The organism is Staphylococcus xylosus (assembly GCF_002732165.1).
Classification (GTDB): Bacteria; Bacillota; Bacilli; order Staphylococcales; family Staphylococcaceae; genus Staphylococcus; species Staphylococcus xylosus.
The window spans coordinates 1-25,640 of sequence record NZ_MRZO01000001.1 but is presented as its reverse complement, the minus strand read 5'-3'; the positions used below and the strand labels follow the sequence as shown (position 1 = coordinate 25,640).

At 31.7% G+C, this 25,640-nt stretch carries 23 protein-coding genes and 10 tRNA genes; 6 read left to right on the top strand and 27 right to left on the bottom strand.

Going from position 1 to position 25,640, the window contains the following annotated elements:
• Positions 1–217: 217 nt before the first annotated feature.
• On the bottom strand, positions 218–682 hold the full coding sequence (gene xdrA, locus BTM19_RS00155; protein WP_017723171.1) for an XRE family transcriptional regulator XdrA: 465 nt from the start codon (positions 680–682) through the stop codon (positions 218–220).
• A 432-nt stretch (positions 683–1,114) separates the two neighbouring features.
• Between xdrA and purU the strand changes: the two genes are divergently transcribed.
• From purU to BTM19_RS00130, 5 genes are all read left to right on the top strand, one after another.
• A complete protein-coding gene (gene purU / locus BTM19_RS00150; RefSeq protein ID WP_029376896.1) occupies positions 1,115–1,966 on the top strand; it encodes a formyltetrahydrofolate deformylase in 852 nt (283 codons plus the stop codon).
• Positions 1,967–2,360: 394 nt separating this feature from the next.
• A complete protein-coding gene (pflB, locus tag BTM19_RS00145) occupies positions 2,361–4,610 on the top strand; it encodes a formate C-acetyltransferase (RefSeq protein WP_029376895.1) in 2,250 nt (749 codons plus the stop codon).
• Between the two features lie 26 nt (positions 4,611–4,636).
• Positions 4,637–5,392 (top strand): pyruvate formate-lyase-activating protein, encoded by a 756-nt coding sequence (gene pflA / locus BTM19_RS00140; RefSeq protein WP_029376894.1) that lies wholly within the window; start codon positions 4,637–4,639, stop codon positions 5,390–5,392.
• 216 nt (positions 5,393–5,608) lie between these two features.
• Positions 5,609–6,409 (top strand): ABC transporter permease, encoded by an 801-nt coding sequence (locus BTM19_RS00135; protein ID WP_029376893.1) that lies wholly within the window; start codon positions 5,609–5,611, stop codon positions 6,407–6,409.
• Positions 6,410–6,580: 171 nt separating this feature from the next.
• On the top strand, positions 6,581–6,889 hold the full coding sequence (locus BTM19_RS00130) for a hypothetical protein (RefSeq protein WP_058625908.1): 309 nt from the start codon (positions 6,581–6,583) through the stop codon (positions 6,887–6,889).
• Between the two features lie 298 nt (positions 6,890–7,187).
• Here BTM19_RS00130 and BTM19_RS00125 read toward each other — a convergent pair whose 3' ends face one another.
• The 6 genes from BTM19_RS00125 to BTM19_RS00100 all read right to left on the bottom strand — a co-directional run bounded on the left by BTM19_RS00125 (position 7,188) and on the right by BTM19_RS00100 (position 13,587).
• Positions 7,188–7,976, bottom strand: a complete 789-nt coding sequence (locus BTM19_RS00125) for a sulfite exporter TauE/SafE family protein (protein WP_029376891.1) — start codon at positions 7,974–7,976, stop codon at positions 7,188–7,190.
• A gap of 34 nt (positions 7,977–8,010) precedes the next feature.
• Positions 8,011–8,925 carry an LCP family protein gene (locus BTM19_RS00120; protein WP_029376890.1) on the bottom strand — a complete coding sequence of 305 codons (915 nt, stop codon included), beginning with the start codon at positions 8,923–8,925 and terminating at the stop codon, positions 8,011–8,013.
• Between the two features lie 46 nt (positions 8,926–8,971).
• Positions 8,972–10,156, bottom strand: coding sequence for an FtsW/RodA/SpoVE family cell cycle protein (locus BTM19_RS00115; protein WP_038678784.1), 1,185 nt, complete (start codon positions 10,154–10,156; stop codon positions 8,972–8,974).
• A gap of 275 nt (positions 10,157–10,431) precedes the next feature.
• Positions 10,432–11,712 carry a dicarboxylate/amino acid:cation symporter gene (locus BTM19_RS00110; protein ID WP_058625906.1) on the bottom strand — a complete coding sequence of 427 codons (1,281 nt, stop codon included), beginning with the start codon at positions 11,710–11,712 and terminating at the stop codon, positions 10,432–10,434.
• A 120-nt stretch (positions 11,713–11,832) separates the two neighbouring features.
• Entirely contained in the window at positions 11,833–12,456 is a 624-nt protein-coding gene (locus tag BTM19_RS00105) for a response regulator (protein ID WP_029376887.1), read from the bottom strand.
• 21 nt (positions 12,457–12,477) lie between these two features.
• Positions 12,478–13,587 carry a GAF domain-containing sensor histidine kinase gene (locus BTM19_RS00100; RefSeq protein WP_029376886.1) on the bottom strand — a complete coding sequence of 370 codons (1,110 nt, stop codon included), beginning with the start codon at positions 13,585–13,587 and terminating at the stop codon, positions 12,478–12,480.
• A 190-nt stretch (positions 13,588–13,777) separates the two neighbouring features.
• On the opposite strand from BTM19_RS00100, the gene BTM19_RS00095 reads away from it, so the two are divergent.
• Positions 13,778–14,605 (top strand): RluA family pseudouridine synthase, encoded by an 828-nt coding sequence (locus tag BTM19_RS00095; protein WP_029376885.1) that lies wholly within the window; start codon positions 13,778–13,780, stop codon positions 14,603–14,605.
• A 362-nt stretch (positions 14,606–14,967) separates the two neighbouring features.
• Here BTM19_RS00095 and fumC read toward each other — a convergent pair whose 3' ends face one another.
• From fumC to BTM19_RS00005, 20 genes are all read right to left on the bottom strand, one after another.
• On the bottom strand, positions 14,968–16,353 hold the full coding sequence (gene fumC, locus BTM19_RS00090) for a class II fumarate hydratase (protein ID WP_029376884.1): 1,386 nt from the start codon (positions 16,351–16,353) through the stop codon (positions 14,968–14,970).
• Positions 16,354–16,580: 227 nt separating this feature from the next.
• Complete coding sequence (locus BTM19_RS00085; RefSeq protein ID WP_029376883.1) at positions 16,581–16,991, bottom strand: hypothetical protein; 411 nt, start codon at positions 16,989–16,991, stop codon at positions 16,581–16,583.
• Positions 16,992–17,199: 208 nt separating this feature from the next.
• Positions 17,200–17,385 (bottom strand): SAS053 family DNA gyrase inhibitor, encoded by a 186-nt coding sequence (locus BTM19_RS00080; protein ID WP_029376882.1) that lies wholly within the window; start codon positions 17,383–17,385, stop codon positions 17,200–17,202.
• Positions 17,386–17,405: 20 nt separating this feature from the next.
• A complete protein-coding gene (locus BTM19_RS00075) occupies positions 17,406–18,005 on the bottom strand; it encodes a 6-phosphogluconolactonase (protein WP_029376881.1) in 600 nt (199 codons plus the stop codon).
• A gap of 182 nt (positions 18,006–18,187) precedes the next feature.
• Positions 18,188–18,658, bottom strand: coding sequence for a tRNA (uridine(34)/cytosine(34)/5-carboxymethylaminomethyluridine(34)-2'-O)-methyltransferase TrmL (trmL, locus tag BTM19_RS00070; RefSeq protein WP_029376880.1), 471 nt, complete (start codon positions 18,656–18,658; stop codon positions 18,188–18,190).
• A 1-nt stretch (position 18,659) separates the two neighbouring features.
• Positions 18,660–19,790: a tRNA epoxyqueuosine(34) reductase QueG gene (gene queG, locus BTM19_RS00065; protein ID WP_029376879.1), complete on the bottom strand. Its 1,131-nt coding sequence runs from the start codon at positions 19,788–19,790 to the stop codon at positions 18,660–18,662.
• Positions 19,791–19,952: 162 nt separating this feature from the next.
• Complete coding sequence (locus BTM19_RS00060) at positions 19,953–20,675, bottom strand: amino acid ABC transporter ATP-binding protein (protein ID WP_029376878.1); 723 nt, start codon at positions 20,673–20,675, stop codon at positions 19,953–19,955.
• The gene (locus BTM19_RS00055) at positions 20,668–22,134 is read right to left on the bottom strand and encodes an ABC transporter substrate-binding protein/permease (protein ID WP_029376877.1); all 1,467 of its coding nucleotides are present in this window, start codon (positions 22,132–22,134) and stop codon (positions 20,668–20,670) included. The genes BTM19_RS00060 and BTM19_RS00055 overlap by 8 nt, the downstream gene beginning before the upstream one ends.
• Before the next feature lie 282 nt (positions 22,135–22,416).
• Positions 22,417–23,484, bottom strand: coding sequence for a PTS sugar transporter subunit IIC (locus tag BTM19_RS00050; RefSeq protein ID WP_029376876.1), 1,068 nt, complete (start codon positions 23,482–23,484; stop codon positions 22,417–22,419).
• A gap of 267 nt (positions 23,485–23,751) precedes the next feature.
• Positions 23,752–23,834, bottom strand: a tRNA-Leu gene (locus BTM19_RS00045).
• Positions 23,835–24,106: 272 nt separating this feature from the next.
• Complete coding sequence (gene panD, locus BTM19_RS00040) at positions 24,107–24,493, bottom strand: aspartate 1-decarboxylase (RefSeq protein WP_029376875.1); 387 nt, start codon at positions 24,491–24,493, stop codon at positions 24,107–24,109.
• A gap of 189 nt (positions 24,494–24,682) precedes the next feature.
• Positions 24,683–24,757, bottom strand: a tRNA-Gly gene (locus BTM19_RS12940).
• A 105-nt stretch (positions 24,758–24,862) separates the two neighbouring features.
• A tRNA-Gly gene (locus BTM19_RS12935) sits at positions 24,863–24,937 on the bottom strand.
• Positions 24,938–25,037: 100 nt separating this feature from the next.
• Positions 25,038–25,108: transfer RNA gene (locus BTM19_RS00035), tRNA-Cys, on the bottom strand.
• Positions 25,109–25,117: 9 nt separating this feature from the next.
• A tRNA-Gln gene (locus tag BTM19_RS00030) sits at positions 25,118–25,189 on the bottom strand.
• 11 nt (positions 25,190–25,200) lie between these two features.
• Positions 25,201–25,273 (bottom strand) — tRNA-His (locus BTM19_RS00025).
• A gap of 2 nt (positions 25,274–25,275) precedes the next feature.
• Positions 25,276–25,349 (bottom strand) — tRNA-Trp (locus BTM19_RS00020).
• Between the two features lie 18 nt (positions 25,350–25,367).
• Positions 25,368–25,451: transfer RNA gene (locus BTM19_RS00015), tRNA-Tyr, on the bottom strand.
• Positions 25,452–25,457: 6 nt separating this feature from the next.
• Positions 25,458–25,533: transfer RNA gene (locus BTM19_RS00010), tRNA-Thr, on the bottom strand.
• A 10-nt stretch (positions 25,534–25,543) separates the two neighbouring features.
• A tRNA-Phe gene (locus tag BTM19_RS00005) sits at positions 25,544–25,616 on the bottom strand.
• Between the last annotated feature and the right edge of the window lie 24 nt (positions 25,617–25,640).

Here is a 25,640-nt window from a genome sequence, read left to right as displayed (position 1 = left end):
ATAAAAATACACTCTTAAACATTGTACAATACATATAGTTTAATTGTGTAGAAGAACACACTTATTCATTTTAAAAAAACATTAAAAATAAAAAAAGACCTAAATCTTTTGTTTAGGTCAAGTAGTGTATAGTGACTAAATCATTCATATACAATTTAAAGTCCTATGTCACCAAATTATATAAATAATGATTCTTCTATCACAAATTGAATTAATATTATACGTGCATTAACTCTTCTTTAGAAATTCTACCAAAATATGTTTCTGCTTCTCTTAATTTAGAAGTACCAAATATTGGTTGTGTTTCTTGGTTAAGTACGCGATAAATATCACTTACTTTATTGCTTTGTAAGATAAAACCATTACGGCTATCAACAGTGTTCCAGTAAATGTCACTTGTTGTTGAATGGTTAGGGTACGCACAGTGATTACGAGAAATAGTTTGTACCATTTCTAAAGGATCACAACCAAATGTACTATTTAAAACATCTGAATCTCTAAATAATGCACAAATTGACACACATGTTGTCCAGTTAGGTAGTACTCTTTCTTTTTCTATTTGTACTAAAGTCTTTTTTGAAAGACCAATAGTTTGGGCCATCGTATCTTGCGTATAACCTGCTTCAATACGTACCATTTTAAATTTTGTTTGAATTAAATCTGTGAAATTCTGTCTATCCATTACTTTAATCTACCTTTCATCTAAAGAATATTTTATCCGGACACAAGAAATTGCAATAATACACGCTTCTTGAAACACAAATTACATCTTAATACAATTTTTAAGAAAATAAAAGAGTGAAATCAAATTTTCATCGTTTTTTATCATTGGCGCAATTATCAAAATAATCAATCTTATATCTTATAATTAATTTACAAACAAAAATCACTTTGTTTGTAAGCGTATTATTTTCGTGAAAAGTGTCATCATCAAGATTTACTTATTACTCATAAAAGATAAAAACACTATTTATCATTATAGCTTATTTCTACTATAATAGTATAGTTAAAACTATAAATTGTTCTGATTTTGTTGAAAAACATTTTATTTATTTACATTGTTCAGAATATTCCCTATAATTTTAAGTACTTTATTAAACTTTGAGGTGCTTAAATGGAAGATAAATACATATTACTCGCAACATGCAATGACAAAGTCGGTATAACATCATTAATTACAAATATTATTGCAGAATACGGCTCTAATATTTTACATCTTGATCACTTTACAGAATATGATCATGCGCAAGATACCGAAGGAAAATTATTTTTAAGATTTGAGTTTGAAAAAGCAAAACAATTGAAAGAAGCTCTAGAAAGCACTTTAAGTCAAAATGATATTAATTTTGATATTTTTGATACAAGTGACAAAACAAAAATCGCATTATTTGTATCGAAAGAAGATCATGCTTTTAATGAAGTGTTATTAAGAGTTCAGCGTAAAGAAATCCCCGCTGAAATCACTTGTGTTGTCAGTAATCATGAAAACAATAGACATTTTGCGGAATCATTTAATATCCCTTTTTACTATGTACCAAGCAATAATGACAAAGCAGTTGTCGAACAAAATATATTAGATATTTGCGCAAAACACGAAGTAGAATTAATCGTTTTAGCTAAGTATATGCAAATACTTACTGATAATTTTGTCAGTCACTATCCTAATCAAATTATTAATATACACCATTCTTTCTTACCATCATTTATTGGAGCAAATCCATACAAACAAGCTTGGGAACGCGGCGTAAAATTAGTCGGTGCAACAAGCCATTACGTAACATCTGATTTAGATGAAGGACCAATTATAGACCAAGATGTCACACGTATTAATCATCGTTATAATGTACAAGATTTACGTAAAATTGGTCGTCATGTCGAGTCTTCTGTTTTAGCTCAAGCAGTTGAATATCATGTTCAACATAAAGTCATCGTTAATGATGGCAATAAAACAATTGTTTTTAATTAATATTGTGTATAAAAAGTGTACTAATTACTGTTATCATAATGGTTAATATAAATTTATGCACAATTTAATTTCTAAAACCTTCTATTATATATGCACAATTTATTAAACCATATTTATCCACTAATTATTAAGGATAAATATGGTTTGTTTTGTATTTCTTCCCTTTTTTATACTCATCATCATTCTAGCCTTTTCTTTACTCACCAATAATACTCCTATTATCACCTGTTGTATAACAGACACACAATATTATAAAACTGTCATATAAATTCCTACAGTTTCTCAAATCGTTCACAATTTGTATTAAAAACTTTCACAAACATTGTGAAAAATATAACAAGGATAATGTTACAATGTTTGTGAAATTATTAACAAAATGAATGGAGGAGTATAAATGTTAGCAAAAGAAAAATTACACGAAACCGCTTGGCAAGGATTCAAAAATGGACGTTGGAATCGCCATGTTGATGTTCGTGAGTTTATCCAACTAAACTACTCACTATATGAAGGCGACGATCAATTTTTAGAAGGACCAACTGAGGCAACAACAAAGCTTTGGGATCAAGTGATGGTTTTATCCAAAGAAGAACGTGAACGTGGTGGCATGTGGGATATGGATACAAAAGTACCTTCTACAATCACTTCACATGAAGCTGGATATTTAAATAAAGATTTAGAAACTATTGTCGGTGTCCAAACTGAGAAACCATTTAAACGATCTATGCAGCCTTTTGGAGGCATTCGTATGGCTAAAGCAGCATGTGAAGCATATGGTTATGAGCTAGATTCAGAAACTGAAAAAATATTTACAGATTATCGTAAAACACATAATCAAGGCGTGTTTGATGCCTACTCTAAAGAAATGCTTAATTGTAGAAAAGCTGGTATTATCACAGGTCTTCCTGACGCTTACGGTCGTGGAAGAATAATTGGTGACTATCGTCGTGTTGCGCTATACGGTATTGACTTTTTGATGGCAGAAAAAATGCACGACTTTAATACTATGTCTACTGAAATGTCTGAAGATGTTATTCGTTTACGCGAAGAATTATCAGAACAATATCGTTCGCTCAAAGAATTGAAGACATTAGGGAAAACATATGGCTTTGATCTTGGACGCCCTGCTAATAATTTTAAAGAAGCTGTACAATGGCTTTATTTAGCATATTTAGCTGCTATTAAAGAACAAAATGGTGCTGCTATGAGTTTAGGACGTACGTCTACATTCTTAGATATATACGCTGAACGAGATTTAAAAAATGGAACGATAACAGAAAGTGAAGTTCAAGAAATAATTGACCATTTTATTATGAAATTACGTATTGTGAAATTTGCACGTACACCTGATTATAATGAATTGTTCTCTGGGGATCCTACTTGGGTTACTGAATCAATTGGCGGTATAGGAATTAATGGTAAACCACTTGTAACTAAAAACTCATTCCGTTTCTTGCACTCATTAGACAACTTAGGTCCTGCACCAGAGCCTAATTTAACTGTACTTTGGTCGGTACAATTGCCGTCCCATTTTAAAAACTACTGTGCAAAAATGAGTATAAAAACAAGTTCAATTCAATATGAAAATGATGATTTAATGCGAGAATCATACGGTGATGACTATGGCATTGCATGTTGTGTATCTGCAATGAAAATTGGTAAACAAATGCAATTCTTTGGTGCTCGCGCGAACTTAGCTAAAACTCTATTATACGCAATTAATGGTGGAAAAGATGAAAAATCTGGTATGCAAGTAGGACCATCCTATGAAGCTATCAATTCAAATGTATTAAATTACGATGAAGTATTTGAAAAATTTGATAAAATGATGGATTGGTTAGCAGGTGTTTACATCAATTCTTTAAATGTTATTCATTATATGCACGATAAATACAGTTACGAGCGTATCGAGATGGCGTTACATGATACTAATATTATACGTACAATGGCGACTGGTATTGCAGGATTATCAGTTGCTGCGGATTCATTGTCAGCAATTAAATATGCTCAAGTTACTCCAATACGTGATGAAAATGGCTTAGTAATTGATTTTGAAATAAATGGAGATTTCCCTAAATATGGCAACAATGATACTCGTGTAGATGATATTGCCGTTGATTTAGTAGAACGCTTTATGACTAAATTAAGAAGTCATAAAACGTATCGTGATTCTGAACATACGATGAGTGTACTCACTATCACTTCAAATGTCGTTTATGGCAAAAAGACTGGTAACACACCTGATGGACGAAAAGCTGGTGAACCATTTGCTCCTGGTGCCAACCCAATGCACGGACGAGATCAAAAAGGTGCATTATCGTCACTAAGTTCTGTTGCAAAAATCCCTTATGATTGTTGTAAAGATGGTATTTCAAATACCTTTAGCATCGTTCCTAAATCATTAGGAAAATTACCAGAAGAACAAAATAGAAATCTTACAAGTATGCTCGATGGATACGCTATGCAACACGGCCATCATTTAAACATAAACGTCTTTAATCGAGACACTTTGCTAGATGCAATGGATCACCCTGAAGAGTATCCACAATTAACTATTCGTGTTTCTGGCTATGCTGTTAATTTCATTAAATTAACACGAGAACAACAGTTAGATGTTATTTCTCGTACGTTCCATGAAAGAATGTAAATAAATATTAATAAGGTGGGAGCAAAATGCTTAAAGGACACTTGCACTCTGTCGAAAGTATGGGCACTGTCGACGGTCCAGGTATTAGATATATACTCTTTATGCAAGGCTGTTTATTGAGATGTTTGTATTGTCATAATCCAGATACATGGAAAGTTAATTCATTTTCTAGAGAAGTAACAGTTGATGAAATGATTGATGAAATAACATCTTTCAAACCTTATTTCGAAGCATCTGGAGGAGGCGTAACTATAAGTGGTGGTGAACCGTTACTGCAAATGCCCTTTATTACAGCTTTATTTAAAGCATTAAAGGAAAACGGAATTCATACATGCATCGATACTTCTGCAGGCTGCGCAAATGACACACTAGCCTTTCAACGTCACTTCGATGAATTATTAAAATATACAGACTTAATACTATTAGATATTAAACATATTGATAACGAAAAACATATAGCATTAACTGAAAAACCTAATACACATATATTAAAAATTGCTAAAAAGTTATCAGAGCTAAAACAGCCTGTTTGGATTAGACACGTGCTAGTTCCCGGATATACTGATGCTAAAGAAGATTTGATACAATTAGGGGCATTTATAAATACATTAGATAATGTAGAAAGATTTGAAATATTGCCCTATCATCAACTTGGTGTTCATAAATGGGAAGCAATGAACTTTAGCTATCCTTTAAAGGATGTTCAACCACCTACAGATAACGATGTTAAATTAGCTTATCAGTTTGTAAATTTTAAAGGTAATATCCCTTTGAAAATATAACCATTTTATATAATGTTTTAACGAACCTCCCGCTTCGCTAATTCGGGAGGTTCGTTTTAGCTTAAATAAAGTATTTAATGACGATATACTAACCTCTCTATAGATATGCTTTAACGTTTAATATCATTAATATTATATTTGCTTATATTTTTTTAAATAATGTATAATCTTATTTGTCAGTTTTTAAAAGTTAGCATGAAAGAGTGATATATTCAAATGAATGCGGTATATTTTGTTTTAAAAGAGCAATTAAAAAATTTATATTTAATTAAAAGATTAGCAGACTTTCAACTACGCATTTCAAATCACAATAATTACTTAGGAATCGCTTGGGAGATTATAAACCCAGCCATGCAAATTGCAGTTTACTGGTTTGTCTTTGGTTTAGGGTTACGAAATAATACAACACATGATGGTATTCCATTTATTTATTGGTTAATTGTCGGTATTAGCATGTGGTTTTTCGTTAATCAAGGTGTATTAGAAGGTACAAAATCAATCACTTCAAAGTATAATCAAGTAGCTAAAATGAAATTCCCTTTATCTATCATACCTAGTTATATTGTATTCAGTAGATTTTATGGACATCTTGGTTTACTTATGATTGTATTAATATTATGTTTCTTTGGAGGTTATTATCCTTCCATATATTCATTACAATTATTAATTTATGTACCCTATGCACTTATACTCACTATAGTTATTTCACTATTAACTTCTACATTAGGTGTACTCATTCGAGACACACAGATGGTTGTTCAATCGTTGATGAGAATCATATTTTTCGTATCTTCTATTTTGTATACGCCTAAAAATGAAATAGTAATGACAGTAATGAAATTAAATCCTATCTATTTTCTAGCGGAGGGCTATAGAGCATCTGTTCTTCACCATCAATGGTATTTTATAGAACACTTGCACTTAACGCTGTATAACCTTGCCCTAGTAACTATTTTATTTATTGTTGGTTCTATATTGCATATGCGTTATAGAGACCATTTTGCCGATTTTATATAATTTAACTATACTAAACCCACTTTAAATCATTCATGATGAAATAAAGTGGGTTATTGCTTCCTTTTATATTTTATAGCACGCAACATTAGTGATAATATTAAGTAAATAGTTGAATCTTCTGTCAAACTTCATTGAATTTAACTCATTAATTAAAATTTGGAGGAATAAGTTATGAATATAGATTTTAACAATCCGGTATTTGTTATTCAAGCCACATTGAAATATTCACTTTCACAATCAATTGCTGGTGATTTAATTTTGCTCAGCGATCGTATATATTTTAAAACTAGCGATGGTGCAAAACTGCCAAAATTTAAAAATGAATTCTTATTTTCAGACATTAAAAACATTAAAATGGGTTTAGCATTAACCTGTTATAGAATGGTTGTTATGGACAAAGATGGTGAAACATGGATTTTTAATTCTATAAATCGTAAAAGAGGCAAACAATTTATAGAGCTTTATAATGAAATTCAATAGTTTAAAAATATAGCGTACGGAGTTAATATAAATTATTTTATTCTACTAATGTTTATTATTAAAAAAATCAGCCTAAAACAATAACATGTTTTAGGCTGATTTTCTGTAAAAATTATTATAAGTTAGCATGCATAATAAAATTACATTTACCCATCTTTTTCTATTCTAATAAATTGTTAATAAGCTAGCTAGAATTCAAAATGCGCTAAGATGATATTTTCAATTCTAGTCAACTATGTCATAAGCAAATGATAATGTTTAATTAATCAGCACATTATCTTACTCATACTTGTTAAATTTACAATTCAATAAATCCTTTGATGATTAAATAGATACTTAAACAAATCAAAACAAATTTAAGTAAGTTGGATAACTTTGCAGAATTAATTGATCTATTAATTTTCACACCGCATTTTGTTCCTACATAACTTGCAATGATTAATATCAATCCATAGCCCCAAATCACATGTCCTTGAATCACATGTCCTACTGAACTTGCTAAACTTGAAGTAAAAATAATAATCATACTTGTTGCCACAGCTACGTGTGGTGTGAAGTTGAAAACAATAATCATTAACGGCGTCATTAACACACCGCCACCAATTCCAAACAAACCAGCACTGATACCTACAAAAAATGCAAAAATAATTCCTAATGTTAGATTCACATTTTTTTCTGTAGTACTGTCCTTTTTAGATGCTAAGTAGTCTTTTATAAAAAGTAAGATTGAAATTAAAAATAAAAATATACCAAATATAATATTAAAGTATATATCATTCAGAAATTGACTTAGGTAAGCCCCTAATAACGATCCGGGAATAATACCAATAGAAAATAAAATACCATTTCTAAAATCAATCGCATCTTTGCCTTTGCCCCGGTATGCAATTATTGAAAATAAACCTGTAAAAACAAGCGTCACAGATGATATACCAATTGCAGTTTGAGTTGTAATACCACTTAATAAATCAAAATTTGCACCTATAAAAACTAGCGTAGGTACAATGATAATACCTCCACCAACACCGATTAAAGAACCTATAATAGAAGAAACGAGTCCTATTATAAGCAATATTATAACTGTCATTGCTTTACACCTCTCAACATTAAAACCCTATATTCTATTTTAAATTATTCTTATATTCATTTATTTTAACATTTTTATCTTCTTCATTTGGTTCAAAATACCAAACTCCATCAGATTCTATTAAATTTTCACCATCGATAGATTCTTTATCAATAGAATTTGTAGCATCCTTATAATTTGAATATAAAGATTTTAAATCTCCAACGTTCAGGTCGGTTTTAACATTTTCTTCACTAACTTTAAGTATTTTGTTTATCTTAAATAAATTAGAAGAACCATTTGCTTTTTTAGATAGTTCATCAATCACTTGACGTTGCCTTTCAGTACGACCTTCGTCACCACCTGCACCTTCTTCTTTACGACTACGCACATAATTCAGTGCTTTATCGCCATCTAATTTCACTTTTTGTCCCTCTTTAAAACTAGAACCATTATAACTAAATGTTGCGTTGCTTGTTACAGTTACACCATCAAAGATATCAATCATCTTTTCGAAACCATCCATGTCTAAAGTAACATAAGCATCTACCGGTACATCTAAATTTTGTCTAAGTGTGTCCATTGCTGTCTTTGGACCACCGTATGCATAAGCATGCGCAATCTTTTGATTACCAGCGACATCAGGGATATTACTATTCATATCACGAGGTATAGAAATGAGTTTTGTTTTTTTCTTTTCGGGGTTAATTGATGCAATTAATAGTGTATCTGTACGTTGTCCCATGTTTTCCTCAGCGCGCTTCGCATCTGAATCCACCCCAAATATTGCGATAGAAATTGGTTTGTTATTTTTTATTTTTTCTTGTGTTGCTTTCGTTGCTTCATCTGTACCGTCTGAATCATGTATTGCTTGATTAAGATGAAATAACTTATATGCAAAAAATCCGATTATAATAAGTATTAACAGTAAAATAATCGCTACAATTTTGCCTATTTTCGATAACTTCAAATTACTTCTTCCTTTCCATTAATTATTCAATTGATTTTTCCATGTATTATTCATATACTTTGGACTCTTTTTTTATTTCTCGGATAACTGCCAATAAAATTCCCAATGCTATACTAATACTTAGCATGGATGACCCACCATAGCTTAATAAAGGGAGTGTTACACCAGTTAATGGTATTAATCCAGATACACCGCCTATATTTACAAATACTTGCATAAATAAATAACTAACTACACCTACGCAAATTAATTTGTAAAAGTGGTTACGCGTTTTGTTTGCATAAATAAATCCTTTTAAGATAATAAAACCATACATCAGTAGTATAAGTAATACACCTATGAGGCCTAATTCTTCAGAAATAACAGTAAATATAAAGTCTGTATGTGGTTCTGGTAAATAGCCTAATTTCAAAATACCATTACCTAGGCCACGACCGAATACGCCACCGTTACTTATTGAAACTAATGCATTTGTAAGTTGATATCCGTCACCATTTTCGTACTTAAATGGATCCAATACTACTTTAATTCGTTTCATTCTATATAGATTTTTCGAATCAAAAACTAAAGTATAAAAGATGTATAGTACTACAGGAATAGAAGTAATAGTTAAAATTTGTATTTTTATTTTATTTTTGATATCAGAATACATTAAGATAGCCACAATAATTGCAACAGTTAATAATGTACCCCCTAGATCTCCCTGCATTAATACTAGAGCTAATCCCACACCTAATACGCCTAAAGGTGGAACAATATTCTTCAACTTATAATCTCGATTGTTTGTTAATTTTTTATCTAAAATATATGAAAGATAAAAAATAGCAACTAATTTTAAAAACTCAGATGATTGTAAACTAAACAACCCAAGATTGATCCAGTTTCTAGAACCATTTACATCCTTACCAATTAGTAACGTCAGGATTAATAATGCAAATGTCCCTACTATTAGAAATTTTTGAGTACTGGCATTTCTTAGCATTTTAATATTAAAGTACATACTAATAAATAAGATTATACAAACACTTAAAATGAAAAAGATAAATTGTCTTTTCATGAAATAATTAGCTTCAATGGGTGTTCCATTTGTTAAACTCCCCTTAGAAGCAGGAACCATACTTGCACTGTATACCATTATGACACCGATGACGCTTAGAATTATAAAACTAATTATGATACCAATATCTAAATGTTTTAATCGCTTTTTAAAGCTTCTCAATATATTTAACATTAACTTTACCCTTTCTTAATACTATGTTTACAATTGTTGCACAAAGGTAATGTTATAGCAATATTTTTTAGGTAGTCCTAAAGTCTTATTTTTAATAACAAAAACTTTTTTAACAACAACTTAAAACATATAGTCTATTTTTATAGAATAATTTGCAAAAATAATTAACCAATAACACTTTTATTTTTACAACTAATGATTTTAATAAAAAAAAGAGGACAGAACATTAAAATAATGTTTCGTCCTCTTAAATTATCATTCTAAACTATTTAAATTCATTCATTCTTTGCGGCTAATTTTCTCTCTTCAGCTCTAGAAATAATTAATGCACAAGCTGCATCACCAGTTATATTCACTGAAGTTCTTGTCATATCTAGCAATCTATCTATACCTAGGATTATACCGATTGCAGCTGGATCTAAGCCTACTGCGTTTAACACCATGGCTAACATTATTAGACCCACACCAGGAACACCAGCTGTTCCAATTGAAGCTACTACGGCGATTACGACTACCGTTATAATTTGGGCAAAAGATAGCGTAACTCCTGAAATTTGAGCAATAAATACAGTAGCAACACCTTGCATTATTGCTGTACCGTCCATGTTAATCGTTGCGCCTAATGGTTGAACAAATGAAGCAATTTCACGCCTAACTCCCATTTTCTTTGTACATTCTAAAGAAACAGGTAAAGTTGCGGTTGAGCTTGAAGCACTAAACCCTAATGTAATCGCAGGAATAAATTCCTTGTAAAATTTTAATGGACTCGTTCTTCCCATAACCTTGACAGCAGTACCATAAACTACAAAGAAATGGATTACCAAGGCTAACAATACAATAAAGAAGTACATCCCCAGTTGCTGAATTGCCCCAAATCCTGCCCCTGTAAATGCGTGTGCCACTAGGGCAAAAGTTCCTATTGGAGCAAATACGCTCATTATCATAGTCACGATATACATTAGCACTTCATTGGTTTGTTCTAAAAATTTATGTACCATCTGTGCTTTGGAACCTACCATAATAATACCAACGCCAATGAATATCGCAAATGTAATGATTTGCAACATATTTTCTTCGGTCATTGCTTGTAATGGGTTTTTAGGAAACAAATTAATAAGCGTTTGATCAAATGTTTGTTTTGCAGCTGAATCTTGTGCACTGTTTTCTTTGTTTAGTGTTTGTTGATAACTTGATACATCATCGCTATTTAAAAGCTCAGATTTACCTGCACCAGGTTGTAACAACATTGCCAAAGTAAGTCCGATTGTAATTGCAATTGCAGTCGTAGTTAGAAAGAAAGCAATTGTCTTTAGTCCAATCCCTCCCAATAATTTCGGATCCCCTACACCGACTACTCCTAAAACAATGGATACAAATACTACTGGTACTACAAGCATAAAGATTAAATTCAAGAAAATTTGTCCGATAACATTAAATAGGTATTTATCTACGTTCTCGACAAAAGCTGAGTCCGTAAAAATATTAAATATAGAACCAATTGCAATACCTAGTATTAATGCTATGACAATCTTCAACGAAAGATTTTTTGTTTTCATAGCAACATCCCCTTTTGAGTATTAACTTTATTATATAGTATTTTTATATATTTTAAAGTAATTTTTCAAAATAAGAAGAAAATTGCTTCCACGTGGTATGTTTTTAAATAAAATCCAGATTTATATTAAATTATTCTGCATCGCATAGATAGCTGCTTGTGTACGATCCGTTACTTGTAATTTATTAAAAATGTGGCTCACATGTGTTTTAATCGTCTTTTCAGACACAAACAATGTTTCTGCAATTTCTTTATTAGTCTTACCTTTGGCCATTTCAGCTAAAACCTCTGCCTCACGCTTAGATAATTTATTTGTAAAATGTGGCTTTTTACTAACAGCTTCCATAACACTTTGAGCCTGTGGATGAATAATTTTTTCTCCATTTAGCACTTTTTTTATTGTTTTAATTAATTGCTCTGGTTCAACATCTTTCATTTCATATCCATCTGCCCCTTGGTCAATAGCAGATATCACGTGTTCATCATCAACATAACTCGTTAAGACCAATATTTTTATTTGGGGATAATTACTTTTTAATATCTTTGTAATTTCAATGCCGTTCATTTCTGGCATAACTAAATCTAGTAATACAATATCTGGTAAATCATTAGTTGTTAAGTATGATAAAAATGATTTACCATCTGAAAATCCTCCAATGACTTCTAAATCATCTACTGTAGACAATAAAAATTCTAAACCTTGTCTTACAATGTGATGATCATCAACAAGCACAATTCGATTCAATTTAATCTTCCTTTCATTACTTTATAAAGGCACTTTTATATAAATTTGAGTTCCTTTATGTTCTTCGGAGTTTATCTCTATACTGGCATTAATCACTTTTGCTCGTTGTTTCATATTATTAATGCCATGAGAATTATTATAGTTTGATTGTTGCATGTTAAAGCCTATACCGAAATCTTTAATTTCTACATAAAAATAGTCCTGATTTTGTGCTAGTTTTAATGTAATTTCTGTATCTTGGGCATGCTTTTTCGTATTATTCATACCTTCTTGGATAATTCTGTAGATATTTTCTTCAATAATACTTGGCAAGCTAATCAAACCTTCAACGCTAACTGATAAATCCAATTGTAATACGTCGCTATAATTTTGAATAGCCTTAACTAAACCATGTTCTAATCCAACTGGTTTTAGTTGCCAAATTAATGCACGCATTTCATTTACAGCTTGTTGACTTGTTTCTTCAATTATATTAAAAGCTTTACGCGATACTTCTTCATTAGAAATACCTTGTGCAGCATGCGCGGTTAACTTTACAGAAAAGAGCAATTGATTTACTGAGTCATGTAAATCACGCGCCAGTCGATTTCTTTCACTGATACGCGCAGCTTCCTTCTCTTGATCCGTTAATACGATACGTTTTATTGCAGAACCAATTTGAAAAGCAACAGACTCTAGTAACTCTAAATCCTCTTCACTATAACTTGTCTTGTATGGCGTTGCTACATTTAAGAGACCAAACAACTCATCCCCAGAGCGTAGCGGCACCGTCGCATGATGTGTAATACCTTCTGTTTCCTCATGAAATGCACGGTTTGCAAGATTAATACGCGAACAATTTATTATATTAGATGCTTTAGTCAGTTTTTTATTTTGATACGCTTGCACACACCAGCAGGTACCTTCACACATATATTTACAATTTTGCTTTGCTAATGCGCCAGGTAAATCATAATGGGCAACTAATTCATGTTGTCCCGCGTCATCTATAAAAAATATCCACCCCGTAGTAAATGCAGTACCTTCAATTAAATATTTCAATGCGCCTTGAATCATATTATATGTTTCTGTCTCTTCATTTAAAAATTCTGCAATTTCTTTTAACAATGCAAGTCTAGTTGGTTTTTCCATTTAACCAGTCCATTCCTTTACAACTTTATGTTTATTATACCTTCTAAGATAATAATTTAAAAATCCTGATTTTTTGATTGAATATATAATTTAATTACAAATGTAATTTTTAATCTACTGAAAGTATTTATCTAATATTTTTAAATCTATGTTTATGGTATGATAATAGTTGATTATCAAGGAGGATACTATGAAATTTGAAATCCCTATTAAATACAATGATTTAACGTTAAGAGAAATTTTTCAACAATTGCATTTACCTAAAAAAGATTTGCATAATTTAAACATGTCTAAAGCAATTACAATTAACGACGCAACCGCTTCATTAATGACAAGAGTTAACACAGGTGACAATGTGTTTATCCCTACTCCAGATGAAGTAAGTAACTATTTACCTAGTTATCGTTTTGCACAAGTTTACTACGAAGATGATGATATCGCTATAGTCATGAAGCCAAAAGGTGTTAAAACACACCCAAATGATTTAAAAGAAAGTAATACATTAATGAATCATGTAATTTATACAGTTAAAAGTGACTATGTTGAACCAATTCACCGTTTAGACCAAGAAACTGTTGGTTTATTAATCGTAGCAAAAAACCCATTGATGAAAAAAATATTAGATCGTATGTTAGAAGAAAATGAAATTGATCGCATCTATAAAGCAAATGTTCATAGTTTATTACCAATCAAACCTCAAACTATTGATATGCCAATTGGTAAAGATAAATTCCATTCTAACAAACGTAGGGTGTCACCAACCGGACAATCAGCAATTACACATATTCTTGACTCAAAAATGGTCAAAGAAGACGTCTGTGAATTAGAATTAAAATTAGATACAGGCCGCACTCACCAAATTCGTGTTCATTTAGCTGAAATTGGACATCCAGTTATAGGCGACCCATTATATGGAAACTCTACTTTGAGACAACTTCAATTAAATAGTTATAAAATTGAATTCATCCATCCACTGACACAAGCACAAATTTCTGTCAGTCTAGATGATGAGATCTAATTTAGTAGTATACTTAATCATAAATTTTATACTATTACATGCCTAAAACTTATTCTACAAAATATATAAACACTTCAATATAAAGTCACAAAGACTATACTTATATTGAAGTGTCTTTTTTTAATCTATATTTCACTATTTACTCAAATTAATACTTATACTCAAAGTTATAACTATCATTCATCCCTTATTTTCATATAAGTTGGTTATATGTAAGTATAATTTCAAAATTTTTAATATCATAAAAAGAAAACGCACTGCCATTTAAAATGACAGTGCGTTTATTAGTTAAGAATATACATTTCGATGTGATTACAAGACATTACTTAGTTGATCACAACAATTGCTTTTTTACGGTATATTTACTTCGGTTCAACCATATCTTCTGGTTTAATCCATTGCTCAAACTGTTCTTCTGTTACATAGCCTGATTGAATTGCAGATTCTTTTAAAGTTAAGCCTTCTTTATGCGCTTTTTTAGCAATACTTGCTGCCTTCTCATAACCAATGTGTGGGTTTAAAGCAGTAACTAGCATAAGCGATTGATTTAAGTAATTATCGATGTTTTCAGGAATTGGTTCTATACCAACAGCACAGTTACTATTAAATGTGTCCATACCATCTGCTAATAAATAAATAGATTGTAGTGTATTTAATAAAATAACAGGTTTATATACATTTAATTCAAAGTTACCTTGTGAACTACCAATTCCTACTGCTGTATCATTCCCCATAACTTGGACAGCAACCATTGTTAACATTTCACATTGTGTAGGGTTAACTTTACCCGGCATAATCGAAGAACCTGGTTCATTTTCAGGTATTGAAATTTCTGCTAATCCTGCACGTGGGCCTGATGCTAACCATCTAACATCGTTAGCAATTTTCATTAAGTCTGTCGCAAGCGCTTTTAATGAGCCATGAAGTTGTACTACCTCATCATGTGCAGTTAATGCATGGAATTTATTTTCAGAAGACACAAATGGATATCCTGTATTTTCTGCGATGAACTTAGCGACTTTATCACCAAATTCAGGGTGCGCATTAATACCAGTACCAACCGCAGTTCCACCTATTGCTAAATTTAAAATATGTGCTTTTGATTCAGTTAATAATGTTTCACATTTATCTAACATATAGCGCCAACCACTAATTTCTTGACCTAAACGGATTGGCGTAGCATCTTGTAAATGTGTACGACCTATTTTAATAATATCATTAAATTGTTCTTCTTTTTGTTTAAACGTGTCTCTTAAAGATTTTAATGCAGGCTCTAGTTTCGTTTCTACTTCGTTATATAATGCCACGTGCATTGCTGTAGGGAACGTATCATTAGAACTTTGTGATTTATTGACATCATCATTAGGATGAATAGATTCATCGCTACCTTGCTCTTTTAAGTAAGTGTTTGCCACAAAGCTTACAACTTCATTAACATTCATATTACTTTGCGTACCGCTGCCTGTTTGCCATACTACTAAAGGAAAATGATCATCTAATTCTTTATTTAATACACGATCACATGCATAAACAATTGCGTCTTTCTTAGCAGCTGATAATTTTCCTAATTCATAGTTAGCTAAAGCGGCACCTCTTTTTAATTGAGCAAATCCATAAACAACTTCAATTGGCATACGTTCTTTACCAACAGGGAAGTTACGTTTACTTCTTTCTGTTTGAGCACCCCAGTATTTGTCTGATGGTACTTCTATTTCACCGAATGTATCATGTTCAATTCTAACTGACATTTATAAATCTCCCCTTCATTAATCTTAGTTCATTTTAAGTATAGCATTAATCATTTTAAACGGGCAATTGTATTATATAGCGTTTTCATTATAAATTCATTTTTCTTAAAAACATAATATTTATCAATTCTTTCTTCACTCTCTTCAATAACCTATTTCTTTATATATAAAAAGAAAACCTCAACTATTTCCGAGGTTTTCTTCTTAAAAATTATTAGACGTTATAATTATTTTGTTATATTTACATTTTTAAACTGTTCTTTAGCAGCTTGAATAATACCAATAGCAGTTAAAATTAACAGTATAGCACCGATTACCATCGTTACTGGACTTATTGTGATTAATAAACCTAAAAAGCCGTCTAAATTGCTATAAAAATCGCCTAACGGCTTAAATAATAAAACAGTTACAATCATACAGCATAAAACACTAATAATAATACCTGTTTGATTACCTTTAACAAATGTAGAAGCATTAACCTGATCTACAAGGCCACGTGATAAATTTATCTGCAATTTAATAATTTTAAATAATACTGGTAAGTAGATAGCACCAATTGCCATTGGAAAACCTTTAATTGATAATAAGTTAATAATTACTGCAACTATCATGATATATTTCCATTGCTTACTTAACATATATAAATCTCCTTAAATCAATAATGCTTTAATCATACCATATTAACTTTTAACATGGCATTGCTTTTTTGTAACTCACACTACATTTAAATTTACATAACTGTAAATCTAATTTGATAAGCTAACAATGATATAAGGTTATTTAATTGTAAAATAATAATTAATATATAAAACCGAGACACTAATTAATGTCTCGGTTAGCTATATATTAATCATTAAGGTCAGAACGTACTTCAGCATCATGTGATTTATCTAATTTATCTTCATCATTTTCTTCTGAAATTTGTTCCATCTCTTTACCTAATTCAACAACATCATCGAAATCATCGACCATTTCATTCTCTGGCACTAAAGATTCGTTTGGTTGTTCATTTGAATTCTTATTTTTTGTCATTTGGATCACCTCACATTTGATTATGCAAAACGTGCTGTGAAATAATGTCTAACATCTTCAGGTAAACCTTCTGCAGCCGCTTCATCTAAAATTACATTAACCATGCGGTGAGCCTTTAAATCTGAAGGTTCAAAACTTGTTTTACCATTTTCTTCATAAAGTTTATGAACAATTTCTTTTTTCTCACTACCAGTAATGATTAAAATCACTTCACGTGCTGAGAAAAGGCCTTGCTTGATACTTACGTCTAAATTACCTTTTGTATCAATAGAAAGTACTTGTGTAACTAATTTGCCTTTATTTTCTTTAGTTTTAATCTTATCTTTGATAAACGATTCAGTGTCTTCACTAAATGATACATTATAAATTTGACCTTCTGGTACGCCTAATGCTTCAAAATAAGATTTCTTATCATCATAATCAAGTATATTAATTTGACTGAAATCTACAGCATTTTTATCTACATTTTTCTTCAATTCATCCAATACAGGAGCATTGTCATTAGCAAGGTGTACACCTGCGATAGTTGTTGGATTATTGTTAAATTGTTTTCTTAAAATATCTGCAGCATATTCAGCTACAACTCTTTCGTTTTCTAAAACTTTAAAGTTCATTGCCATAGTAATTACACTCCTCTTTTTCAATTAAGACGGTTCTAGCATTATTTTTATTAATACCCTACATAATGTTCCTATAAACCCATACTTTATTAAACTAAATGATGATTTGTCCAAATAGCCATTATAAGACTTATTATCATTATACAAAGCTTTTAGCATATTTTCATTCATTTCGATAAATATTAATGCAACTCCGGAAAATTCTGTTGTCTCAAAGCTTCATAAATTAGTAAAGAAGCAGTGTTAGAAAGGTTCAGCGATCTAATATTATCATTCATAGGTATACGAAGTGCAGTATCTGCATATTTTTCTTTTACCCAGTCAGGTAAGCCAGTTGTTTCTCGACCAAATATGAAAAAGTGGTCATGCTCAGTATTTGTAAAATCAAAGTCTGAATACGTTTTTTCTCCAAATTTTGTTAATAAATAATATGTTCCTTCAGTGGCTTCAAAAAATTCTTCTATACTTTCATGATACATAATATTTACAGTTTCCCAATAATCTAATCCTGCACGTTTTAACATTTTATCATCTGTACTAAATCCTAATGGTTTAATTAAATGTAAATTGGTATATGTTCCTGCACAAGTCCTTGCGATGCTACCAGTGTTACCTGGTATTTGTGGTTGAAATAATACGATATGGTTTGTCATGCTATTGTTCTCTCCTCATTTCTAATCCTTTTAACATTTCTTGTTGAACTTCTTCTAGTTCATTTTGGTATTGTTGTTCAATAAAGCTTCTAGCATTTTCTCCCTGTATTTGCCCAATTGCCCAATACGCTGTTCCCCTAATCATTGGACGAGGATCATTCAATGCAACATCTTGTAAATCAGGAATAGCACTTTCTTCTTTGAAATGTGCTAATGCTACTATTGCATTACGCTGAATAGGCTTTTTACCTCTCCAAGCACCTGCTAAATGACCATACGTATTTTTAAATTCTTTATTACTCATTTTTAGTAATGGCACTAATCTTGGTTTTAAAATTTCAGGCTCTAAGACAATATCATCATGCTGGGTGTTTATACCCTTATTTCTCGGACATACTTGCTGACAAGTATCACATCCGTATAGTCGATTACCTATTTTATAACGATATTCATCTGCTAGGTACCCTTTTGTTTGGGTTAAAAAGCTAATACATTTTTGACTATTTAGTTGACCATCTCCAACAAGTGCACCAGTCGGACAACGATCAACGCAAATGGTACAGTCTCCACAACTATCCAGTAATGGATCATCCGGTGCAAAAGGCACACTTACAAGCATTTCTCCTAAATATGTCCAGGTTCCTAGTTCAGGGTTGATTACAAAACCATTTCTACCAACATAACCTAAACCAGCACGCTCTGCCACAGCTCTATCTGACAATGCTCCAGTATCTACCATTGACTGAATTTCAACGCCCTCTACTCTATATCTCAAATAATCAGCTAGTTTATCCAAGCGTTTTCGCATAATAGAGTGATAGTCTTGCCCCCATGAAGCACGAGCAAACATACCTCTTCTATCTCCTCTAGTACTCTTAGGTGCGCCTTTTAATTTATTAGGATATCCTACCGCAATTGCGATAATAGACCGTGCTGTCGGTAATGTTAATGTCGGTTCAGTTCTTAACTCTATATCTGATTCTTCAAAACCTGATGCATAACCTTTAGCATGATAATCTACTAACTTTTGTTTCATTTCATCAAATGGATCAGCAGTAGTAAAACCTATACTATCGATACCTATCGTATGTGCATAGTCAATTACATCTTGTTTTAATTGATTTAAATCCATTTATTCTTACACCCCACATTAAAAACATACATCCTACAGTTTAACACATTATTTCGTGTTTAGAGTGTGCATAAATTCATTTTTTATTATCAAAAATAAAAACCAAGTAGTTAAGCAATTATATTGTCATAATTACTTTATCTACCTGGCCTTAATAAAAATTTATAATACTCTACTTAAGAAGTTTTTAGTTCTTTCATGTTGTTGTTGTTCAAATATTGCCTCAGGATTACCTGATTCAACGATAACCCCATCTGCCATAAATACTACTTTATCACTCACATCTCTAGCAAAATTCATTTCATGTGTTACAACAACCATTGTCATACCTTCTTTTGCTAGATCTTTCATAACTTTCAGAACATCACCAACTACTTCAGGGTCTAGTGCTGAAGTAGGTTCATCAAAGAGTAAAACTTCCGGATTCATCGCTAATGCTCTAGCAATAGCAACTCTCTGCTTTTGCCCACCTGATAATTGCGATGGATAAGCATCCGCTTTATCACTTAATCCTACTTTATCTAATAATTCCTGAGCTTGCTCCTTTAAATTACTTTGCTTGTCTTTTTTTAACAAACTTGGTGCTAAAATGATATTATCAATCACTTTTTTATGCGGGAATAAGTTAAAGTTTTGAAATACCATACCCATTTGTTGACGTAATTTTTCTAACTCTGTATTTTTACTTGTTAAGCTATGTTCTTTAAATATAACCTCACCACTTGTAGGTGTTTCTAATAAATTCATACAACGCAGTAATGTACTTTTCCCACTACCTGAAGGACCAATGATAGCTACAACTTCTCCTTGATTCACTGTCATATCAATACCTTTTAAAACTTCATTTTTCCCAAAAGTTTTATATAAATTTTTAATATTAATCACTAACTTTCATTCTCCCTTCAAAGAAATACATCACTCTAGATAGTGTGAATGTAAGTATAAAGTATAATACTGCTGCAACTAATAGTGGCGTGAATGGATCAAATGAAGCACCTTGAACTACTTGTGCATTAAACATAATTTCACTTACACCTATTACAGAAACAATTGATGACTCTTTAATAACAGTCACAAATTCATTTCCTAACGCTGGTAATATCTTTTTAATTGCTTGAGGCAATATAACTGTTTTCATAGTTTGACCGTATGTAAGCCCTAAACTACGTGCAGCTTCCGTTTGCCCTTTATCTACCGCATTGATTCCTGCTCTAATTATTTCGGCAATATACGCTGAACAGTTAATTACTAGCGCGATCATACCGCAAATTAAGGCTGATATATCTAAACCAAGCATCGCTGTGGTACCAAAATAGACTAAAAATACTTGTACCAACAATGGAGTACCTCTTAGGAATTCAATATAAGCTGAAGCTATCCATCTAAGTACTTTGATCTTACTAAGTTTTATTAATGCTATAATAGCTCCAAAAACTGTTCCTAATAACACACCAACAATTGAAATTAAAATAGTGTTTTGGATACCTTTCAAGAAAAAGTTACCATACTTACTAAAGAAGTTACCATCATCTTTTTTCATAGCTTCTGCAGCTGAGTCTTTATAGTCTGCAATTAAGTTTTTATCCTTAACCTCTTTAATACTAGTATTTAATTTTTCCATCAATTTAGGAGAGTTTTTTGGTGCAGCTATTGCTGTACTTTTAGTTCCTTCATTAAATTTCACTCCATCAGCAAAAGTTAGATCTTTATTTTGCTTTAAATAGGCTTCTGCAACTGGTCCTTCAATAACCATGCCGCTTACTTTTCCACTTTTTAATGACATAATTACTTCTGGAACTCTAGTAAGTGATTGAATTTGAGCATTTTCAATATCTGACTGAGCGATTTTTTCCTGTTGTGTCTGCTTTTGAACACCTATTTTTTTATTAGTAAAATCATCGATAGTTTTTAAATTATCAGCATCAGATTTTTTTATAATCATTTTTTGCTGAACGGTCATATATGGATCAGAAAAGTCTACTTCTTTTTTACGTTCTGGCGTAGGTGTCATACCAGAAATGATTAAATCTACTTTCCCAGTTTTAATAGCTCCCAGTAAACTATCAAATTGCATATTTACAATCTTTAATTTTAAACCATTGTCCTTTGCTACTTTTTTCGCTAATTCAATATCTATTCCCGCGTATTCAGACTTACCATTAACATTATGTTCAAATTCATAAGGTGCATAATCAGCTGACAAACCAACCCTTAACTCACCACGTTCTTTTATTTTTTCCCATTGATCGTCTTGCGTTTGTGCATGAGCTGTAGGGTTTATATAACTTATTATGGCACTAAGAATAATTATACATACCATAAAGCCTTTTAATATGTGTTTCATCTTTGTATCCCCTCTCTATAATATTAATTATTATACACAATAACGCAACATTATTCAATAATATTTTTTAAAATTATTGTTATATCGCATTTTCTTTTATGATAATAAATTATTATGCAATACTTATGTATAAAAAAACGGTTAGAAATCAAATGTTTGGTAATGATTTCTTAAACCGTTGTATTTAGCACTTAAAAGAGTGATATAACATATACTTATTTTTATCTTTTATATGCAAAATTTAGATAGTTAGTTATTTTGAGTTTGTAAAGTACGAAACACCTATTGTCTTGGGATTTCGAATCTATAAATTTCATCAGAATATTTAGCAATGAATTTTTTGCATAATTCATGTACAAAAAATGCTGCTACAAAAGGTATGATAAAGTATCCAAAAATAAGTAGAATAATATTGGTCATCGGATCACCATCCATACGATTAAATGCATTTATTGGCCCTACAAGCCCTGTATATCCAAACCCTGCAGACATTGGTGTGCCATGTATACCTATGAAATAAGCAATTAAACCACCAATTATACCGTTTATAGTTAATGGAACTGCAATAATTAAATGTTTAAAATAAACCGGTATCATCATTTTTGCAGCACCGATTATTAGGACTAGATTCACCCCAACACTATTAACTCTAATTGAACCAAATAAGAACGTCACACATGCAGCAACTATACCCATATTTGCTGCACCACTTCCTAATCCAGATAAACCTATGGCAGTTGCAATAGCTACAACAGATATTGGTGTTACCATTAGTAATGAATAAGTGATACAAATTAATATCGACATTAACATTGGATTAAGTTCTGTAAATGAACTAACAACATGGCCTAAACCTTTAGTTACGTTTGATACATAACTTAACGTATATAAGCCAATCACACCACTAATAACAGGTATTAACACTGGTAAAATAATCATTTCTAATGAGCCGAGTTTATCGCGTAGTAATAAATATAAAAAACATGCAACAATAACGATGAGAATAGTATTTATAATATCACCGATACCATTTAACACAAATCCATCAGCTGTAATTTTCACAGCGCCACTACCTAACATAGCAGAAACACCTACCATAGCAGCTCCTGCACCATTAAACTTAAATTGATGTGCTGCTAAAACACCGATTATAAATGCCATAAACGACTGAATTAATACTACAAGTTGATATATTGATTCTAGTAATTGATTACCTTCTTTAAAGAACTTTAATAATTCTCCCAATAGCGCATTAGGTAGTAAAGCAATAACTACACCTGCACCAACAGCTTGTAAAATATTAGTAAAAAATTGTTTTCCGCTTGATTCTGAACTTTTATATTTAACCATTAAATTATGTCCTCCAAATATAACATTAGACTAATAATATTACACATTGTATTAAACTACAATATTAACTTAGACATAGTAATAATTAATTTTAAAGGTTTTACAAATATAGAAATTAACAAAAGTAACCTCTGTCTAATGGAAACAACAACATATAATTAAAATACAATTGTTAAACTAACTTCTCTATTTCTATATAAACTAAAAGAGAGTAAAAAAAAGAAACATCATTAAATGATGTTTCTTAAATGTTAGTTATTTTATTAGTACCGGCGGTCGGGATCGAACCGACACTCCAAAAAGGAACGGGATTTTGAGTCCCGCGCGTCTGCCAATTCCGCCACGCCGGCTCAATAGCTCATACGAGACTATTTATAAATTATCATTTATATCTGTAAATATTTTACAACTTCTAAATGGCATAAGTATATTATATTACTAACTACATTTGTCGTCAATAGATTTATTAAAAAAGCTGTAATTGCTTAGTTTAGGTACAATTTTTTTACATGTAAATTGTAATTTTTGTCACTATTTAACTTCAAAGCTAAAGTATATTTACTTATATAAATACTGTAATTTAAAGACCACTAAAATATTTAATATAAGAAATTATTAAAAGCTAATCTGTTATAACTTCATTCTCAACTTCATGAATCATTTGTGTAATTTGATTATATTCATTTAAAACAGCAACTTTTGGTGCATGTATAGAAAGCTCCTCTTCATTCAGCTGAACATAAGACATAATGATTACCACATCATCCACTTCAACTAATCTAGATGCAGCACCATTCAAACAAATCTTACCACTACCTCGTTCACCTTCAATCACATATGTTTCAAATCTCGCCCCATTATTATTATTTACAATAGCAACCTTTTCATTAGGTAATATGTCAACTGCTTCTAATAAATCTTTATCTATAGTAATACTACCTACATAATTTAAGTTTGATTCCGTCACTCTCGCTCTATGAATTTTTCCATTCATCATTGTTCTAATCATTATATATAATCTCCTACCAAAAAGTATTTTTAATAGTGTATGCTATTTAAATTAATAGTACAAAACACTATTGTAATTATTCATATTACCATATTATACAGATATTTCTACAAATATTGGAAGTTAAAATAAGGATATATACTAAGATAAAAAAAGATATAAAAAAAACTTCCTACAAGGAAGAATAAATGGAGCGGAAGATAGGACTTACACCTATACCTCATTCCGGGAAGGAATGTGTTCTGAGAGTTGAACTACTCCCGCTTAAATATTAAATTATGGAGCGGAGGATAGGACTTACACCTATATCTCGTTCCGGGAAGGAACGGATTCTAAGAGTTGAAATACCCCCGCATAAGTAATAAATTATGGAGCGGAAGATAGGACTTACACCTATACCTCATTCCGGGAAGGAATGTGTTCTGAGAGTTGAACTACTCCCGCTTAAGTATTAAATTATGGAGCGGAAGATAGGACTTACACCTATACCTCGTTCCGGGAAGGAACGGATTCTAAAAGTTGAAATACTCCCGCATTTTGATGAAGGCGGCAACCGGATTTGAACCGGTGATAAAGGTTTTGCAGACCTCTGCCTTACCACTTGGCTATGCCGCCAATAAAAAACTGGGCTAGCTGGATTCGAACCAGCGCGTGATGGAGTCAAAGTCCATTGCCTTACCGCTTGGCTATAGCCCATTAATATAAAGGGCGGATGATGGGAATCGAACCCACGAGTGTCGGAACCACAATCCGATGCGTTAACCACTTCGCCACAACCGCCATGGCAGGGGCAGTAGGAATCGAACCCACATCAAAGGTTTTGGAGACCTCTATTCTACCGTTGAAATATGCCCCTATTAAATTAAAAAATAAATGGTGGAGGGGGGCAGATTCGAACTGCCGAACCCGAAGGAGCGGATTTACAGTCCGCCGCGTTTAGCCACTTCGCTACCCCTCCTAAGAATGGTGCCGGCCAGAGGACTTGAACCCCCAACCTACTGATTACAAGTCAGTTGCTCTACCAGTTGAGCTAGGCCGGCTTGCATAAAATGGTTCAGGACAGAATCGAACTGCCGACACATGGAGCTTCAATCCATTGCTCTACCAACTGAGCTACTGAACCATAATTAAAAATGGCGGTCCCGAT